This is a genomic window from Achromobacter marplatensis, assembly GCF_002209535.1.
GTDB lineage: Bacteria > Pseudomonadota > Gammaproteobacteria > Burkholderiales > Burkholderiaceae_B > Achromobacter > Achromobacter marplatensis.
In genome coordinates, this window is the sequence record NZ_NJIG01000007.1 from 384,700 (window position 1) to 402,657 (window position 17,958).

Consider the following 17,958-nt stretch of genomic DNA (forward strand, 5'->3'; position numbering starts at 1 on the left):
CCCCTAGCGACTCTTGCCGGCCGAACCGATCAGCCCGGGAACCGCGACATGGCGTTCAAGCAGGCGCATGCCCAGCACGACAATGCCGTTGATGATCAGGTAGATCACCGTCGCGGCGGAGAACGCCTCGAAGATGTGGAAGCTGAATTCCTGCATGGAGCGCGCCTGGCCGGTCAGCTCCAGCAAGCCGATGGTCAGCGCCACCGACGAATACTTGATGGTGCCCATGAACTCCGACGTCAGAGGCGGCAGCACGATGCGGAACGCCTCGGGTAGGATGATGTAGCGGTACACCTGCACCTCGGTCAGCCCCAACGCGGTGCCCGCCTGGAACTGGCCGCGCGGCAACGACTGGATGCCCGCACGCAATTGTTCGGCCACGCGTGCCGACCCGTAGAAACCCAGGCACAGCACCGCGGGCACGAACTGCCCCCAGGGCTGCGGCATCTGCTTCATCGCCAGGCCCCACGCATGCGGCAGCAATTCGGGCAGCACGAAATACCAGAGAAACATCTGCACCAGCAGCGGCACGTTGCGGAAGATCTCCACGTACGTCGCGCCCAGCACGTTCATCAGCCGGGACTGCGCCGTGCGCATCACGCCCAGCCAAGATCCCAGCACCAGCGAAAAGACCCATGCCGTCAGCGCCAGCGCCAGCGTCCAGCCCACGCCGATCAGGATCGTTTCCAGGAAGGTATGCACGCCGTCAGGCGACATCTCCAGGAAAACGCTCCAACTCCAGTTGTAATTCATGCCTGTGCCCTAGATCGGCGCCGGCCGCGGCGCCTTGCCCCAAAACCGCCGCGGGACGCGCCTGGCGTCCCGCGGACAACCTGCTTACTCGTATGCCTTGGGGTCGCCCGAATCCGTCGGGTTGGCCAGCGCACGCTTCAAGGCGTCGCTCATCGGATACTTCAGGTTGATCTGCTTGGGCGGGATCGGCGAATTGAAGTACTTGTCATAGATCGCGGCGACTTTGCCGGTCTTGATCAGGTCCAGCACGGCGTCGTCCACCACCTTCTTGAAGGCGGGGTCGTCCTTGGGCTCCATGATGCCGTAGGGCGCCATTTCCAGGCCCTTCTTGCCGATCACGAACGCGTCCGGGTTCTTCGACGAGGCCACGGCGCCGTAGGCGATGCCGTCATCGTTGGCCGAACCCGCGGCGCGGCCAGATTCCACCATCAGGATGGTCTCGGCGGTGTCCTTCGTGGGCGCCATGGTGATGCCCAGGTTGCCCTTGGCGTTCAGGCCGGAAATCAGGCGGAAGGTCTGGCCGCCCGCCTGGGCCGCAATGGTCTTGCCGCGGAACGATTCCAGGTTGTTGGGATCCACGCCGCCGTCCTTGCGCGCCACCAGCACCACCTGCGCCACGAAGGTCGTGGGCGCGAACGACACCAGCTTGTGGCGGTCCAGGTTATTGGTGGTGTTGCCGCATTCCAGGTCGATGGTGCCGTTGGCCAGCAGCGGGATACGCGTGGCGGAAGTCGTCGGGTTGTAGCGCACGTCCAGCTTGGGCAGCTTCAGCGCGGCTTTCACGTACTGGGCGACTTCCTGGCAGATCTCCACCGTGTAACCGACCGGCTTCTGGTTGCCGTCGAGGTAGGCGAAGGGGACCGAGGTTTCAGGATGGCCGATGGTGATCACGCCGGTTTCCCGGATCTTGTCCAGGCGGCTGGGGCCCTCGGCGTGAACGGTGGCGGCGCTGCCCAGCAGGGCGGCGGCGACGGAGATCGCGGCAAATGCTTTCATCTGATTCCCTTGGCGCCGTGCGTGCGGCGCGTGTTTGTATTCACGATCGGCGGCGCCAGACTGTTTGGCGGCCGCCGCGTCCCGCGATGAGCCCCGCGGCTGGCAAAAAGTATCAACTAGCAGTATGGTTTTATCCAGTTCCAATCAGGTATTCCTCTATACGGATTTGATATGGCCATTCCACGGATGGGCTTAAGACACATCGAGGCCTTCCGAGCCGTCATGATGACCGGTTCGATGACGGCCGCCGCGCGGCGCGTGCATACCTCGCAGCCGCACGTTAGCCGCTTAATAGCGCAATTGGAAGCGATCACCCAGTTTCCCTTGTTCGACCGCAACGGCAGCCGCCTGAGCCCCACGCAGGACGGGTCGCGCTTCTTCCAGGAGGTCGAAAAGACCTTCATCGGCCTGGCTGGCCTGGAGTCGGCGGCGGCCAGCATCCGCTCGTTCAGCGCCAGCCGGCTGAGCGTGGCCGCCATGCCCCGGCTGGCCGGCGGCATCCTGGCGCGCATCGTCGCGGCCTTCAAGACGGAATACCCGGACGTGATGGTCTCCATCCATTCCGGCAACGCCAGCGCGGTGCACAACTGGATCAGTTCAGGCTTCTGCGACACGGGGCTGGCCATGCTGTCGGGCGACAGCCCCGGCATCCAGGTCGAACCGGTGCTCACGATGAGCTGCGTGGCGGTCCTGCCGAAAGGGCACCGGCTGACCAAGCTGAAAAAACTGAAGCCCGCCGACTTCGCGGGCGAGCCCTTCATCTCGTTTCCCAGCGCCACCCCGCTGCGCGAGAAGATCGACGCCGTCTTCAAGGCCGCCAAGGTGGAACGGCAGACGGTGGCCGAGGCCGGGCTGGGTTCGTCGGTGTGCGCGCTGGTGGGCGCCGGGCTGGGCGTGGCCCTGATCAACCCGCTGGCCGCCCGCGAGGAGTACGAGGCCAACGGCGTCGAGGTCCGGCCTTTCAGCCCGTCGGTGCCGGTCACGGTGGCGTTGCTGTATCCGCCGTATCACACCCGCACGCGGCTGGTCAGCGTGTTCTCGCGCTACGCCCATCAACTGATGAACGAGGAAATGGCCGACCTGAAGACGCGGCCGGCACGCTGACGGGACCGGAGCGCGCCGCCTTTCTTATATCAGCGACTGCTCCAGATAGCGGTCCGCTTCGCCGGACTGCTTCAGCGCCTCCCACTGGGCCAGGCTCAGTTGCGGCATCTGGAAGGCGGGCTGCGGGCGGCTGTACCAGCCCGGGTTGTGCAGGCGGGCCAGCAGGTCCATCTTCGGGCCGTCCAGGTACAGGTGTTCCCGGTCCGCCACCAGGTCATCCTGCACGTGCATGGCCACCACGTCGGCCACGACAAGGCTGCGCCCGTCGATGCGCAGCAATTCATGCACCCGGCACTCGAACGCCACGGGCGACTGCATCACCCGTGGCACGCCGATGCGCTCGGATGGCGACAGCACCAGGCCAGCTTCCACCGATTCGTCCACGCCGGCCGGGAAATCCACCGCCGTGACGTTCATCCGGGCCGCCAGCCGTACCGACACCAGGTTGACGGTGAACTCGCCGCGCTCGGCGATGTTGCGGGCAGTGTCCTTGGGCGCGCCGTCGCGCATCCCGATGCCCACGCAGATCAGCGGCGGGTCGCCCGACATCAGGTTGAAGAACGAGAAGGGCGCCACGTTCGTCGCCCCCCGTGCGTCGCGCGACACGATCCAGGCGATGGGGCGCGGCACGATCGCCGCGGTCAGCAGCTTGTAGCGGGCCGGGCCCGCCAGCGCATTCAAATCGATGAACATGGCTTGTCCCCGGCCGCCTCAGTCTTGCCCGGCCGCTTGGGTCGGCGCCGCGCCGGCCGCCGCCTTCTGGTCGGCGAACAGGCGGTCGCTACGCTTGCAGCGGCAGCGGCCGATCTGGTGCAGTTCGATCAGGTTGCCCACCGGGTCGCGCAGGAACAGCTGCATCAGCTCGGGCGCCGCCACGTTGTCCAGCTTCCAGTAGTCCACGCCCTGCCGCTGCAGCTCGGCTTCGGCCTCGGCGATATCGCGAACCGCCAGCGCCACGTGGTTTTCCACCGGGTCGCAGCCGGGCCCTTGGGAATAGGGCGAGGGGCCGTCGCTGCCCAGCAGATGGATCTGGCAATCGTTGCCCAGGTCCAGGAAGTACCCCGCAATGCCCGGGATTTCCCAGCGGCCCTTATCCGTGTCCAGGCCCAGCACGTCTCCATAGAACGCGCCCATGGCCGCCACCTTGCCCAGCGGCATGCGCACCGCGTGATGATGCAGCTCCAGTACGTCCAGCGCCATTTGTCTCTCCTTGGTTTGTCCGGCTGGCGCCCATGCACCGCCAGGTGCGCCATGGTGGCGTCCGCTCCCGTCACGGGGAATGCCGGCACAGGCAATCCACGATTGCGTTTTGCGCAACCCTGGGCGCGCCGCCGTACCGCGCGTGCACGCTATGCTTGGCGGCATGAATACGCCAGACCTCAACCTGCTGCTGACCCTGGACGTCTTGATCCAGGAAGGCAGCGTCGCCGGCGCCGCGCGCCGGCTCAACCTGAGCACGCCGGCCATGAGCCGCACCCTGGCCCGCATCCGCGAAGCGGTGGGAGATCCGGTGCTGGTACGGTCAGGCCGGGGCCTGGCGCCCACGCCGCGCGCGCTTGAACTGCGCGACCAGGTGCGCAGCGTGGTCGAACAGGCGCAAACCGTGTTCTCCGCCTTCAGCCAGGACGTCAACCTGGGCACGTTGACGCGCGTCTTCACCCTGCGCGCCAATGACGTGTTCGTGGGAGCCTTCGGCGGCCGCCTGCGCGAGCACCTGCGCCGTTACGCGCCGCACAGCGTGTTGCGCTTCCTTTCCGAAGCTGAAGACGACAGCGACGCGTTGAGCGGCGACGCCGACCTCTACATTGGTTCGTCCCAGAAGTTCGGCGCGGACATCAAGGTGCAGACGCTCTTCACCACATCGTTCTGCGGCCTGGCGCGCGCCGAGCACGCCATCTTCAAAGGCGCCATCACCCCGCAGCGCCTGACGGCCTACGACCACATCAGCGTGTCGCGCCGCGGCCGGGCGCAAGGGCCCATCGACCTGGCGCTGGCCGATCTGAGCCTGACCCGCCGCGTCGCGCTGATCACCCCCACCTTCCACGCCGCCATCTTCGCCCTGGCCGATTCCGACCTGATCCTGCCGTCCATGCCGCAGCATCTGATGCCGGGGATTGAACGGCTGGGATTGGCACTGCGCAGCTTTCCCGTGCCGTTGCCGACGCCGCCCGTGCGGGTCGTGCAGGCCTGGCCGCCGCGTCTGGACAGCGACCCGGCGCACCGGTGGTTGCGGCAGACCATCAAGCAGGTGTGCGACGTGGCGATGTAGCGCCCGGCAATACGCCTAGGAGCGCACCGTCCGGCCATCCGGATGCAACCACTCCAACACGCCCGTATCGGCCCGTGCCGCCTGCACGGCCAGCCCCTGGCTCCACTGCCGCGCAATCTCAGGTGGCCCGCCATCGATGCCGTCAGCCGTCCGCAACGAGGCCGGCGCGCCGATCCAGGCGTAGACCGGCTCATGCAGCCAGGCGCCATCCGCCGCCGCAATACCCACATGCAAACCGTCCGGGCTGTGGGAGGAGGGCGTCTCGGGCGCCGCCGCGCACAGCCACCCGTAGGCCACGCCCCAGTTCAAGCCGAACACCATCTGGTGCGCACACGGCACCACCTCGCGGCCTTCCCGCATGTCATAGACGCCCTGGAACCACGCGTCCCACTCCGCATGCTCCACGCACTGCAACACGCGCACGTAGCGGCCTGGCTGCCCGGCAGGCGCGGGGGTGATTTCGGCAGGATCCTCAGACGGCAGCCACACGATGTCGCCCAGATCCGTATACGCCACCGGCACCCGCACGTTGCCCTGGCCGTCGACGATCCCGCGCCGGTTATCGCCGGTCAGGACACGAATCCGCATCTGGCCGCGCGCGCACTGCTCGGCCGCCTCCGTCTCGGTATCCACCGGTCCCATCGCCTCGTACACGGCGTCCAGCAGCTGGCGTCCCTGGGTATCGATCAACCCCTGCAATCCGCCGCGCCGGGTCACATACGCATGCAGCGCGTCTTCCCAGTTGATGTCGTCCCACTGCGGCGGCACGCGCCACGCGCCGCGCTGGTCGATCAAGCCCCATTGCCCGGCCTCGCAGGCAGGCGCCAAGCCCCCCGGCGAGAAATCGCCTGCGAATTCGAAACGCGGCGGGATGGCCCACGCCCCCAGCTTATCCACAAAGCCGATGTTCTCCCCGACGCGCGCCATCACCAGACCCTGTGCATAACTCCACACCTCATCCAGCACGCACGGCATCAGCGCGTGGCCGCCGGTGTCGATCAAGCCCAGCTTGTCGTCCTTCAATACCGTGGCGACGCCGTCCTCAAATGCCCAGATCGCGTCGAACTGCGGCGCCAGCACCACCTGTCCGCCATCGGCCGGGCCGACGCGCACGCCCCACAAGTTGTCCACAACAAAGCGGTGCAATCCTTCGCCCAGGTGCGTGTCGTCGTGATCTTCGTCGCCCCCTTCCCCAACATCAGCCACGAAGTCTTCATACCGAACGGCACGCGCGGGCTCTTGCTCGGCGAAGTAGGGGTGATCCAGGCCGCCCAATCCGAAGCGCCACGCCCACCCCGAGGCATCATCCACATCGCGCACCTCCAGCAAGCGCAGGACGCCCGCCACGTCTTGCGCCGCCATCCCCTCGCGCAGCGCCTGCCAGCGCTGGCTGCACAGCTCTCGCACATGACCGACATACGCCGCCGCGCCGCCGCCGTGCATCCACGCCAGTTCGTCCAGATTCACGCTTATCCACAAGTCGGCGTCTTCGGGTTCCCCGTCGATCCGTTCGGCAAGATAGGTGGCCGCGGCATCCAGCTGCAAGCAGTAGGGCGCATCGTCGCGTGCCGCATGCGACAGCAAGAACGCCGCGACCTCGCACAAACGGTCATGCGCCGCGTGCGCGGGCACGGCCAGCCCGGCGGTGCCGGCGTCGCCGAACACCCGCTGCGACGCGTCCGCTTGCGACAACTCACCATCGGCCAACAACACCTGCCACAAGGTCGGCAGATTGCCGTTGGCGCTGGCGATTTCCGCGGACACCACCTGGCCATCCTGTTCCGACTGCAAACCCAACCACGCCCGATTACCCATCACAGCATCCTTGCAACAAAAAAACAAAGGCCAGCCCGTCAAGGCTGGCCTTCGCTACGACACAGCGGCCGCGATCAAGCGTCGATATTGCCCGCCGACAGCGCGTTCCTTTCGATGAAGGCGCGGCGCGGTTCCACGTCGTCGCCCATCAGCGTCGTGAAGACCTCGTCGGCCGCGATGGCGTCTTCGATCTGCACGCGCAACAGACGACGCACCTTCGGGTCCATCGTGGTTTCCCACAGCTGTTCCGGGTTCATTTCACCCAGACCCTTGTAGCGCTGCTTCGAGATGCTGCGGTCGGCTTCGCTGCGCAGCCACTGCATGGCTTCGCGGAAGTCGGACACAGTCTGTTCCTTGCGCTTGTCGCCTTCGCCGCGGGCGGCCAGCGACCGCGAACCGACCTTGCCCAGGAAGCTCTTGGCAGCCTTGGACAGGATGCCGTAGTCCGAACCGTTGACGAAGTCGGCGTCGATGATGCTGACGCGCACGTTGCCGTGGTGCATGCGCTGCACCGACAAACGATGGCGCTCGGTGGCTTCATCAAACTGCGGCACCACTTCCACGCCGTTGCCGCTGACCGGATCACGCATGGCGTCAGCCAGGCGCTTGGCGGAATCGGCGGTGGACTCGGCCGTTTCCAGATTGATCTCGACGCCTTCGGCCATGGCCGACAGGGCGCCCACGTCGAACACCTTCGCCAAACGCGCGATGACGCCGTCGGCGGCCACGTACTGGCTGGCCAGGTCGGTGAGCTCTTCGCCGCGGATGATGTTGCCACCCGAGATGATCTCCGCATCCTTCAGCGCCAGTTGCAGCATGAACTGCGCTTCTTCCTGGTCGTCCTTCAGATAGCGTTCTTCGCGGCCAACCTTCACCTTGTACAGCGGCGGCTGCGCGATATACACGTAGCCACGCTGCACCAGTTCAGGCATCTGGCGGTACAGCAGCGTCAGCAACAAGGTGCGGATGTGCGCGCCGTCCACGTCCGCGTCAGTCATGATGATCAGGCGGTGGTAGCGCAGCTTGTCCACGTTGAAATCGGGGCCGATGCTCGTGCCCAGCGCCGTGATCAGCGTGGCGATCTGTTCGCTGGCGATCAGGCGGTCAAAGCGGGCCTTTTCCACGTTCAGCACCTTGCCGCGCAGCGGCAGGATGGCCTGGAACTTGCGGTCACGGCCTTGCTTGGCCGAGCCGCCTGCGGAGTCACCCTCGACGATGTACAGCTCGCACAGCGCCGGATCCTTTTCCTGGCAGTCAGCCAGCTTGCCGGGCAGGCCGGCGCCTTCCAGCACGCTCTTGCGGCGCGTCATCTCGCGCGCCTTGCGGGCGGCTTCGCGGGCACGGGCGGCTTCGACGATCTTGTTGCACAACGCCTTGGCGTCGTTCGGGTTCTCAAGCAGCCAGGTTTCCAGCGTGCGGGCCACGGCTTCTTCAACGGCCGGACGCACTTCGCTGGAGACCAGTTTGTCCTTGGTCTGGCTGCTGAACTTGGGCTCGGGCACCTTCACCGACAGCACGCAGGCCAGGCCTTCGCGCATGTCGTCGCCGGACGTCTCGACCTTGGCTTTCTTGGCCAGTTCGTTGTCGGCGATGTACTTGTTCAGGATGCGGGTCATGGCCGCGCGCAGGCCGGTCAAGTGCGAACCGCCGTCGCGCTGCGGGATGTTGTTGGTGAAGCACAGCACGCTTTCGCTGTAGCTGTCGTTCCACTGCATCGCCACTTCAACGCCCACCGACACGCCGCCGGCGGCGGACTCGGTGGTGACCGAGAACACGTTCGGGTGCAGCACGGTCTTGGTGCGGTTGATGTATTCGACGAAGCCCTTCACGCCGCCCGAGAACGCGAAGTTCTCTTCCTTGCCCTGGCGCTGGTCAACCAGGCGGATCTTCACGCCGTTGTTCAGGAACGAGAGCTCGCGCAAGCGCTTGGAGAGGATCTCGTAGTGGTATTCGATGTTGTTGAAGATGATCGGGTCGGCCAGGAAGCGCACTTCCGTGCCGCGCATGTCCGTCGTGCCCGTCACCGCCAGGGGCGCAACACGCGCGCCTTGGCGGAATTCCATCTGGTGGACCTGGCCGTTGCGGCGGATGGTCAGGCGCAACCATTCAGACAGCGCGTTCACGCAAGACACGCCCACGCCGTGCAGGCCGCCAGACACCTTGTACGAGTTCTGGTCGAACTTGCCGCCGGCGTGCAGTTCGGTCATAACGATTTCCGCCGCGCTGCGGTGGAATTCGTCTTCCTTGTGGATATCGGTCGGGATACCGCGGCCGTTATCGGTGACCGAGATCGAGTTGTCGGTGTGGATCGTGACGACGATATCGTCGCAATGGCCGGCCAGGGCTTCGTCGATGGCGTTATCCACGACTTCGAACACCATGTGGTGCAAGCCGGTGCCGTCGGACGTGTCGCCGATGTACATGCCGGGGCGCTTGCGCACGGCCTCCAGCCCCTTGAGCATCTTGATCGAGTCAGCGCCGTAGCCGCTGTTCTCGGGAGTGGTGTTCTGCTGATCTGACATGTCTGTATCGATAACGCTTTAAAGAACGGCCTGGCGGCCGGACCGCCCGCAGGCCTAGGCCCGCAAGCGGCACAAACCCACAAATGGGGCGCGGATCAGATCCGCATGGGCATGACGACGTACTTGAACTGGTCGTCTTCGGGCAAGGTGATGAGCGCCGACGCGTTCGCATCGGGCATGACCGACCACTGGATGTTGTCGACCTTCACGTTGGCCAGCACGTCGAGCAGGTAGCCCACGTTGAAGCCCACGTCCAGGGCTTCATGGCCGTAATCGATGTCAATTTCTTCCTGCGCCTCTTCCTGCTCGGCGTTGGAGGACGAGATCTTCATCTGGTTCTGCGCCAGTTGCAGGCGCACGCCCTTGAACTTGTCGGTGGTCAGGATGGCGGCGCGCTGCAGGCTGCCCTGAAGCGCTTCGCGGCCCACCATGAAGTGGCGCGTGTAGTTCGTGGGAATCACACGCGTGAAATCGGGGAACTTGCCTTCAACCAGCTTGGACACCAGTTCCACGTCGCCGAAACGGAAACGGATCTGGCCGGGCGCCACATCGATGGAGACCACCTCGTCGGAGTCTTCCAGCAGGCGCTGCATTTCCAGCACGGTCTTGCGCGGCACGATCACTTCGTGGCGTTCGGCAATGCCGTCGGCCTCGGTCGAGCAATGCGCCAGGCGGTGGCCATCGGTGGCGACGGCGCGCACACGACCCGGTTCAAACACCAGCAGCATGCCGTTCAGGTAATAGCGGATGTCCTGTTGCGCCATGGCGAAGTGCACCATGTTGAACAGGTGGCGCAGCGTGCGTTGCGGCATGGTGAGCGAGACGTCCCACTGCTCGGGCTGAGCGACGGTGGGGAACTCGCTGGCAGCCAGCGTCTGCAACGCGAAGCGGCTCTTGGCCGACTGCACCGACAGCTTGTTGCTGGCCAGCGCCAGGCGCACGTCGCCGGTGTCCGGCAACGCCTTCAGGATGTCCAGCAGCTTGCGCGCCGCAACCGTAGTGGACTCGTTGTCCTGGCCCACGCCGAAGTCGGCGTGCGTGGTGATCTGTACTTCGAGGTCGGTCGCAATGAAAGCAACTTTGTTGCCTTCCTTGCGCATCAGGATGTTCGCCAGGATGGGCAGGGTATGGCGTCTTTCGACGATGCCCGCCACGGTCGACAGCGGTTTCAGCAATGCATCGCGTGTGGTTTGTACGAGTTGCATGTTCATCCTTTTAGAGTTTGTTCCAACACGTGCAGGGTATGGTTGAGCTCCGCTTGCTTTGCGCGGGCGTCGGAAATTTTGCGGACGGCGTGCAGGACGGTGGTGTGATCACGGCCACCGAACAGATCGCCGATTTCCGGCAGGCTTTTCTGGGTCAGCTCCTTGGCCAGGTACATCGCAACCTGGCGCGGCAACGCGATATTGGCGGGCCGGCGTTTCGAGTACATGTCGGCGACCTTGATCTTGTAGAAATCCGCAACCGTCTTCTGGATGTTTTCCACAGTGATCTGGCCGTTGGACACGGACAGCAGGTCCTTCAGGGCTTCCTTGCAGACATCCACCGTCAGCACGTCGCGGCCGTGGAAGCGGGCGTAGGCCAGGACCTTGCGCAGCGCGCCTTCCAGTTCGCGCACGTTGCTGCGCAGATGCTTGGCGATGAAGAAGGCCACTTCCTCGGGCATGGGCACGCCTTCGGATTCCGCCTTGCGCAGCAGAATCGCCACGCGCATCTCCAGCTCCGGCGGCTCGATCGCCACCGTCAGGCCGGAATCAAAGCGCGAGATCAGGCGGCTGTCGATGCCCGACAGTTCCTTCGGATACGTATCGCTGGTGATGATGATCTGCTTGCGCTGGGCCACCATCGCCTCGAACGCGTAGAAGAACTCTTCCTGCGTGCGGTTCTTGCCGGAGAAGAACTGGATATCGTCGATCAGCAGCAGATCCAGCGAATGGTAATAGCGCTTGAAGTCGTCGAATGCCTTGCGCTGGTACGCCTTCACCACGTCAGACACGTATTGGTCGGCATGCACATAGCGCACGCGCACCCCGGTGCCTGCCGCGACCATGGCGTTGCCGATGGCGTGGATCAGGTGGGTCTTGCCCAGGCCCACGCCGCCGTACAGGAACAGCGGGTTGTACGAGGTACCGGGGTTCTCGGCCACCTGCAGCGCGGCGGCGCGCGCCAGCTGGTTGGCCTTACCCGTCACGAAGTTCTCGAACGTCAGGTCCGTGTTCAGCCGCGAGCGCTCGTACACGATGTTGGCCGCGTCGGCCGTCACCGCCTGCGCCGCCACGGTCGTGGCGGGAGGGGCGGGCGGTGCCGCGGCCTGCATGGGCGGCGCGCCGCCTGAGGGCTGAGCAGCGGACAGGTGCGTTTGTTCCGGCGGCTGCGCACGCACGGGAGCGACCGGCATGCGCGGCGCGGCTCCGTGGGACGGCAACTCGAACAAGACCTGTACCGGTCGCTTGAACCACTCCGCGGCCAACGCTTCGATCTGGTGGGAAAAGTTCTTGCGCACCCAATCCAGCTTGAAGCGGTTGGGCGCGGCAACGCGCAGCACCGCCTGCGTTTCGTCGTACGCAAGCGGGACCAGCGGTCGTATCCACGCGCTGATTTGTTGGGGGGGGAGTTCCTGCTCAAGACGACTGACGCAGGTCTGCCAGAATTCTTTCATGTCGCTCTTATTCAAACCTCGATTCTACCTTGCCTGAGCACGGGTTATCCACAGGGTAGGACATAAGCGTCTACACTGCCCAGGCTTAACTGTTTGACAAGACAGGGAAAACTTGCTGAAATGGTGGGCTTTTCCGAATTCTGTCTGTCAGAAGGTTTCACAGAGAGCTTAGCCGGAGTTGTGGCAAGACCCCTCCTTTCATAGGTCGGGCGCTTTTCCGCACTGTCCGGTTTTTAGCTTTGCTGAATAGGTCGCCTGGGAAGAAATTCCCAGTCCAGAGCCCCGTCTACGAGTTGTTTTTGCACCTGTTGCAAAAATGCTCACTAGATACCCGCTTCTGAATGCGCGACCTGGAACCCTCCGGGCAGGTCCCTTCTGACTTTTGTTCTTTTTGTGGATCGTCCATGAAACGTACCTACCAACCTTCCGTTACCCGCCGCAAGCGCACCCATGGCTTTCGCGTGCGCATGAAAACCCGCGCTGGCCGCGCCATCCTGAGCGCCCGTCGCGCCAAGGGCCGCAAGCGTCTGGCCGTCTAAGTCCGGGATTTCCGGTTTTTCCGGAAACCTGACTATTTGCACGGACCGGCCATATTGCAAGACCTCTCGCAATCTCGTTCCGGTTCCGCGCAAACGCCTGACCCGCAGTCCATGCCGCGCTCCACGCTTCCCCCGGAGGCGCGGCTGCATCGCCCCTCCGAGTTCGCCGCTGCCCTAAAAGGCCGGCGTCTTGCCCGAGGGGCGTTATTCATTGTGACTTCAGCTCCCAATGATCTGCCCCCCGGCCAGGATGCCTGTGCGCGCTTGGGACTCATCATCGCCAAGCGGTTCGCCGCCCACGCCAGTACGCGCAACGCCATCAAGCGGGTCATCCGCGAAGCGTTCCGCCACCGGCGCCTGGCGCTGCCCGCCAAGGATTACGTCGTGCGCCTGCATAGCAAGGTCGCTCCCACCACGCTTACCTCGCTTAAACGCTTGGCTAGAGCCGAAGTGGATGCTCACTTTGAGCGGATCGCGCGATGATTTTCAAAGCACTGCTCATCGCCCCCATCCGGTTCTACAGGTTCTTCCTGAGTCCCTGGATAGGCAGGCAGTGCCGCTTCACCCCGACTTGCTCGGCGTACGCGATTGAAGCAATCGAACGCCACGGCGCCTGGCGCGGCTTCTGGCTGGGCGTCCGGCGCATTGGCCGATGCCATCCGTGGTCGCCCGGCGGCTGGGATCCGGTTCCACCGGCCCCGGGAACCAAAGGCACCCCGTGCTGCTCCCACAGCCACCGCACCGAGCACGATTGACGCTAAACTGGCGGGCTTTGCTGGCCCGTATTCACTTCAGTAGGCACCATGGATATCCGACGTACCGTCCTCTGGATGATTTTTTCCTTTTCGCTGTTGCTCCTTTGGAACAACTGGCAAATCCATAACGGCAAGCCGTCGCTGTTCGGGGGCCCCACGCCCGCGGCCAGCACGACGGATCCGCAGGCCGGCGCCAATAACGCCACGCCTTCGGTGCCTAGCGCGCCCGCAACCGCGGCCACCGCGCCGTCGGCGGTCCCTGGCGCCGCCACGCCCGCTGCCGCGCGCTCGGAAGAAGTCGTCATCACCACCGACGTGCTGCGCCTGACGTTCGACACGATGGGCGCCCAACTGGTGCGCGCCGAACTGCTGAAGTACCCGGCAACCGGCCAGCCGGACAAGCCCACGGTTCTGCTGGATCGTTCGGCCGGCCTGAACTACGTCGTGCAGTCCGGCGTGGTTGGCGCGCCTAACGGCCAGAGCTTCCCCACGCACCAGACGCCTTTCCGCCTGGTGACGTCGGAACGCCAGCTGACCGGCGACAACCTGGTCGTCTCGTTCGAAGGCGAATCGGGTGGCGTGAAGGTCACCAAGTCGTTCACCCTGCATAAGGGCCGCTACGACATCGACGTGCGCCACGACCTGGCCAACGTCGGTTCCGCCCCCGTGACGCCCGCGCTGTATCTGCAGCTTGAGCGCGACGGCAACGACCCGGCCGACACGTCCAGCTTCTATCACACGTTCACCGGCTTCGCCGTCTACTCCGAGCAGGACAAGTTCCAAAAGAGCACGTTCAGCGATATTGAGAAGAAGAAGGCCAACTACATCAAGCAGGCGGACAACGGCTGGATCGCCGTGGTGCAGCATTACTTCGCCACCGCCTGGGTACCGCCGCAAGGCAAGCCGCGCACGAACGAACTGCTGGAAGTACAGAAGAACCTGTACGCCGCCCGCAGCATCGAAGCCGTCGGCGAAATCGCCCCCGGCGCCGCGTCGCGCGTTGACTCGCACCTGTGGGTCGGTCCGCAAGACCAGAAGGCCATGGCGGCGCTTGCCCCTGGCCTGGAACTGGTGGTGGACTATGGCTGGCTGACCATCATCGCCAAGCCGCTGTTCACGCTGATGACCTGGCTGCATTCGCTCCTGGGCAACTGGGGCTGGACCATCGTTGCGCTGACCGTGCTGATCAAGGCCATCTTCTACCCGCTGGCCGCCGCGAGCTACCGCTCGATGGCCCGCATGAAGCAAGTGGCCCCGCGCCTGCAGGCCCTGAAGGAAAAGTACGGCGACGACAAGCAGAAGCTCAACGCCGCCATGATGGAGATGTACCGCACCGAAAAGATCAACCCGCTGGGCGGCTGCTTGCCGATGGTGGTGCAGATCCCGGTGTTCATCTCGCTGTACTGGGTGCTGCTGGCCAGCGTGGAAATGCGCGGCGCGCCGTGGATCCTGTGGGTGCATGACCTGTCGATCCGCGACCCGTTCTTCATTCTGCCCGCCATCATGATGGCCACCATGTTCCTGCAGATCAAACTGAACCCGACGCCTCCGGACCCCATCCAGGCCAAGGTCATGATGATCATGCCGCTGGTGTTCGGCGGGATGATGTTCTTCTTCCCGGCCGGCCTGGTGCTGTACTGGTGCGTCAACAACACGTTGTCGATCGCCCAGCAGTGGTCCATCACCCGCGCCATGCAGCGCAAGACGGAAGCCTTGGCGAACCGCTGAGCCTGACGTTGCAAGCATGAAGAACCGGCCCTCAGGGGCCGGTTTTTTTTCGCCCGCGGCGCCAGCGCGCCTCGCATCCTGCTGCCGCATCGAGCCGTTGATAATAGATAAATACTATTGAATTTGACGTATCAATCAACTTCACAAGTGCAACCATGACCCCTATGATGTGTCGGACATATTCCCCAGGCGGCAACGCGGGGGTATGCACGACACGGCGCGGGCCTACCAGGGCACGCGCATTCCAGAATCACGTAGGGAGTGTGCTATGACCGACAAGAAGCATCTGACCACCGCAGCAGGCGCGCCGGTGGCGGACAATAACAACACGCTGACCGCCGGCCCCCGCGGTCCCGCGCTGTTGCAGGACTTCTGGCTGATTGAAAAGCTTGCCCACTTCGACCGCGAACGCATCCCGGAACGCGTCGTCCACGCCAAAGGCTCGGGCGCTTACGGCACGTTCACCGTCACGCATGACATCACGCGCTACACGCGCGCCAACATCTTCTCGCAGGTCGGCAAGCAAACTCCGCTGTTTTTGCGCTTTTCCACCGTTGCCGGCGAACGCGGGGCGGCCGACGCCGAACGCGACGTGCGCGGCTTCGCCATCAAGTTCTACACGGATGAAGGCAACTGGGACCTGGTGGGCAACAACACCCCCGTCTTCTTCATCCGCGATCCGCTGAAGTTTCCCGACTTCATCCACACCCAGAAACGCGACCCCAAGACCAACCTGCGCAGCGCCACCGCCGCCTGGGACTTCTGGTCGCTCAGCCCCGAATCGCTGCACCAGGTGACGACCCTGATGAGTGATCGCGGCATCCCGGCCAACCTGCGCCAGCAGCATGGTTTCGGCTCGCACACGTTCAGCTTCGTCAACAGCAACAACGAACGCTTCTACGTGAAATTCCACTTCAAGTCGCAGCAAGGCATCGCCTGTCTGACCGACGAGGAAGCGGCGCAAGTGGTCGCTCACGACCGCGAAAGCTCGCAGCGCGACCTGTTCAACAACATCGCGCAGGGCAACTTCCCGAAGTGGACGCTGAAGGTGCAGATCATGCCCGAGGCCGAAGCCGAGACCTATCACATCAACCCGTTCGACCTGACCAAGGTCTGGCCACACGGCGACTACCCGCTGATTGAAGTGGGCGTGCTGGAACTGAACAAGAACCCCGAAAACTATTTCGCGGAAGTGGAGCAAGCCGCCTTTACGCCCGCCAATATCGTCCCCGGCATCGATTTCTCGCCGGACAAGATGCTGCAAGGGCGCCTGTTCTCGTACGGGGACACGCACCGCTACCGCCTGGGCATCAATCACCACCAGATCCCGGTGAACGCTGCGCGCTGCCCCGTCCACAGCTACCACCGCGACGGCGCCAGCCGCGTGGACGGCAACGCCGGCGGCACGCTGAACTACGAGCCCAACAGCGCGGGCGAGTGGAAGGAAACCCCGTCCGCCGGCGAACCGCCGCTGGCCCTGGACGGCCAGGCCGCCGCGCGCTGGAACCACCGCGTGGATGACGACTACTACTCGCAACCGGGCGCCTTGTTCCGCCTGATGACACCCGCCCAGCAGGAACTGCTGTTCGGTAACATCGGCCGCCACATGGCGGGCGTGCCCGAAGAAATCCAGCGCCGCCAACTGGAACACTTCAGAAAGGCCGACCCCGCCTATGCCGCCGGCGTGGCAAAGGCGCTGGGACTGAAGATCTAGGCGTCTCGTCGCTCGAAAGGAAAGCGGCCCCTTCTTGGGGCCGCTTTTTTTTTGGGTGGTTCGGGTGATGGGTTGCGCGCGCTGGGCGGCCGCTTGCGGGCAAACACTGCCGTGCGCTCCACCCATCCTACGACGCACGATCATCCTTCGTAGGATGGGTGAAGCGCGGCAATGCCGTCCAAAGCCGGCAAACGCCCAGCGCGCGCAACCCATCACCTCAACGCTGCATCCCCCAGCGCCTCACCGTCAAACGCTCCAGATTGTCGAATCCCAGGTTTTCCACAAGCAGGCCGATGATGACCACCGCGGCCAGTCCCGCGAACACGCGGTCTGTGTATAACTCGTTGCGGTTCTGGAAGATGTACCAGCCGAGACCTCCCTTGCCGCTGGACGCCCCGAACACCAGTTCCGCGGCAATCAAGGTGCGCCAGGCGAAGGCCCAGCCGATTTTCAAGCCCGCCAGGATGGCCGGCAGCGCGGCCGGCACCAGGATCTGCAGCACGTAGCGCAAGCCCGTCAGCCCATAGTTGCGGCCCGCCATGCGCAGGGTTTCCGACACGCCCAGGAAACCCGCATACATGTTCAGCGCCAGCGCCCACAGCACGGAATGGATCAGCACGAACACCAGGCTGCCTTCGCCCAGCCCGAACCACAGCAAGGCCAGCGGCAGCAGGGCGATAGCCGGCAGCGGGTTGAACATGGCGGTCAGCGTGGACAGCAGGTCGCGGCCAAAGCGCGTGGATACCGCTAGCGTGGTCAGTACGAACGCGAGTGCGACGCCGGCCAGATACCCCTGCACCAGCACACGCAGCGACTGTCCGGCGCGCGCCGGCAGTTCGCCATTGGCGATACCCTGCACAAAAGCCTGCGCCGTCTGCCAGGCGCCCGGCAGCAACAGGTCATTGTCGGTGTAGCGCGCCGCCAGCTCCCACAAGGCAGCCAGCAGCGCCAGGATCACCAGCTTGCGCAGGCTGGCGTGCTGCCACAGCCGTTCGTGCCACGGTAACGGCGTTTCCGCCGCCTGCGCCGGCAAGGGCGGCAGCTCGTACTCGACTTCGGGACGAATGGGGGGCGAGGCGGGGTAGGCGGTGCTCATGGGGGGAT

At 64.6% G+C, this 17,958-nt stretch carries 16 protein-coding genes; 7 read left to right on the forward strand and 9 right to left on the reverse strand.

All coding sequences use genetic code 11. The features are described from left to right. Positions 1-3 precede the first annotated feature (3 nt). Positions 4-753 carry an amino acid ABC transporter permease gene (locus CEY09_RS19175; protein WP_088589880.1) on the reverse strand — a complete coding sequence of 250 codons (750 nt, stop codon included), beginning with the start codon at positions 751-753 and terminating at the stop codon, positions 4-6. Positions 754-837: 84 nt separating this feature from the next. Continuing rightward, entirely contained in the window at positions 838-1,749 is a 912-nt protein-coding gene (locus CEY09_RS19180; protein ID WP_088589881.1) for an amino acid ABC transporter substrate-binding protein, read from the reverse strand. Positions 1,750-1,920: 171 nt separating this feature from the next. On the opposite strand from CEY09_RS19180, the gene CEY09_RS19185 reads away from it, so the two are divergent. Next, positions 1,921-2,853: a LysR substrate-binding domain-containing protein gene (locus CEY09_RS19185; protein WP_052017959.1), complete on the forward strand. Its 933-nt coding sequence runs from the start codon at positions 1,921-1,923 to the stop codon at positions 2,851-2,853. Positions 2,854-2,877: 24 nt separating this feature from the next. On the opposite strand, the gene CEY09_RS19190 is transcribed toward CEY09_RS19185, so the two are convergent. Then, positions 2,878-3,546, reverse strand: coding sequence for a flavin reductase family protein (locus tag CEY09_RS19190; RefSeq protein ID WP_006227718.1), 669 nt, complete (start codon positions 3,544-3,546; stop codon positions 2,878-2,880). A gap of 18 nt (positions 3,547-3,564) precedes the next feature. Next, positions 3,565-4,053, reverse strand: a complete 489-nt coding sequence (locus tag CEY09_RS19195; RefSeq protein ID WP_006227717.1) for a VOC family protein — start codon at positions 4,051-4,053, stop codon at positions 3,565-3,567. A 163-nt stretch (positions 4,054-4,216) separates the two neighbouring features. Here CEY09_RS19195 and CEY09_RS19200 point away from each other — a divergent pair, with 163 nt between their 5' ends. Continuing rightward, the gene (locus CEY09_RS19200; protein WP_035214206.1) at positions 4,217-5,122 is read left to right on the forward strand and encodes a LysR family transcriptional regulator; all 906 of its coding nucleotides are present in this window, start codon (positions 4,217-4,219) and stop codon (positions 5,120-5,122) included. Positions 5,123-5,137: 15 nt separating this feature from the next. Here the strand turns inward: CEY09_RS19200 and CEY09_RS19205 are convergent, their stop codons facing one another. From CEY09_RS19205 to dnaA, 4 genes are all read right to left on the reverse strand, one after another. Further along, the gene (locus CEY09_RS19205) at positions 5,138-6,937 is read right to left on the reverse strand and encodes a WG repeat-containing protein (protein ID WP_088589882.1); all 1,800 of its coding nucleotides are present in this window, start codon (positions 6,935-6,937) and stop codon (positions 5,138-5,140) included. A 74-nt stretch (positions 6,938-7,011) separates the two neighbouring features. Then, complete coding sequence (gene gyrB / locus CEY09_RS19210; RefSeq protein WP_006227715.1) at positions 7,012-9,459, reverse strand: DNA topoisomerase (ATP-hydrolyzing) subunit B; 2,448 nt, start codon at positions 9,457-9,459, stop codon at positions 7,012-7,014. A gap of 95 nt (positions 9,460-9,554) precedes the next feature. Next, positions 9,555-10,664 (reverse strand): DNA polymerase III subunit beta, encoded by a 1,110-nt coding sequence (dnaN, locus tag CEY09_RS19215; RefSeq protein WP_006227714.1) that lies wholly within the window; start codon positions 10,662-10,664, stop codon positions 9,555-9,557. Positions 10,665-10,666: 2 nt separating this feature from the next. Beyond that, positions 10,667-12,118: a chromosomal replication initiator protein DnaA gene (gene dnaA / locus CEY09_RS19220; protein ID WP_088589883.1), complete on the reverse strand. Its 1,452-nt coding sequence runs from the start codon at positions 12,116-12,118 to the stop codon at positions 10,667-10,669. A 404-nt stretch (positions 12,119-12,522) separates the two neighbouring features. On the opposite strand from dnaA, the gene rpmH reads away from it, so the two are divergent. From rpmH to CEY09_RS19245, 5 genes are all read left to right on the forward strand, one after another. Beyond that, positions 12,523-12,657: a 50S ribosomal protein L34 gene (rpmH, locus tag CEY09_RS19225; RefSeq protein ID WP_006228069.1), complete on the forward strand. Its 135-nt coding sequence runs from the start codon at positions 12,523-12,525 to the stop codon at positions 12,655-12,657. A 111-nt stretch (positions 12,658-12,768) separates the two neighbouring features. Further along, the gene (locus CEY09_RS19230; RefSeq protein ID WP_088589884.1) at positions 12,769-13,140 is read left to right on the forward strand and encodes a ribonuclease P protein component; all 372 of its coding nucleotides are present in this window, start codon (positions 12,769-12,771) and stop codon (positions 13,138-13,140) included. Next, positions 13,140-13,412 carry a membrane protein insertion efficiency factor YidD gene (yidD, locus tag CEY09_RS19235; RefSeq protein WP_081534447.1) on the forward strand — a complete coding sequence of 91 codons (273 nt, stop codon included), beginning with the start codon at positions 13,140-13,142 and terminating at the stop codon, positions 13,410-13,412. The genes CEY09_RS19230 and yidD overlap by 1 nt, the downstream gene beginning before the upstream one ends. Positions 13,413-13,460: 48 nt before the next feature. Continuing rightward, the gene (yidC, locus tag CEY09_RS19240) at positions 13,461-15,140 is read left to right on the forward strand and encodes a membrane protein insertase YidC (RefSeq protein WP_006228066.1); all 1,680 of its coding nucleotides are present in this window, start codon (positions 13,461-13,463) and stop codon (positions 15,138-15,140) included. Positions 15,141-15,408: 268 nt separating this feature from the next. After that, positions 15,409-16,854: a catalase gene (locus CEY09_RS19245; RefSeq protein WP_088589885.1), complete on the forward strand. Its 1,446-nt coding sequence runs from the start codon at positions 15,409-15,411 to the stop codon at positions 16,852-16,854. Between the two features lie 217 nt (positions 16,855-17,071). Here CEY09_RS19245 and CEY09_RS19250 read toward each other — a convergent pair whose 3' ends face one another. Next, complete coding sequence (locus tag CEY09_RS19250) at positions 17,072-17,950, reverse strand: ABC transporter permease (RefSeq protein WP_006228064.1); 879 nt, start codon at positions 17,948-17,950, stop codon at positions 17,072-17,074. Positions 17,951-17,958: the final 8 nt, after the last annotated feature.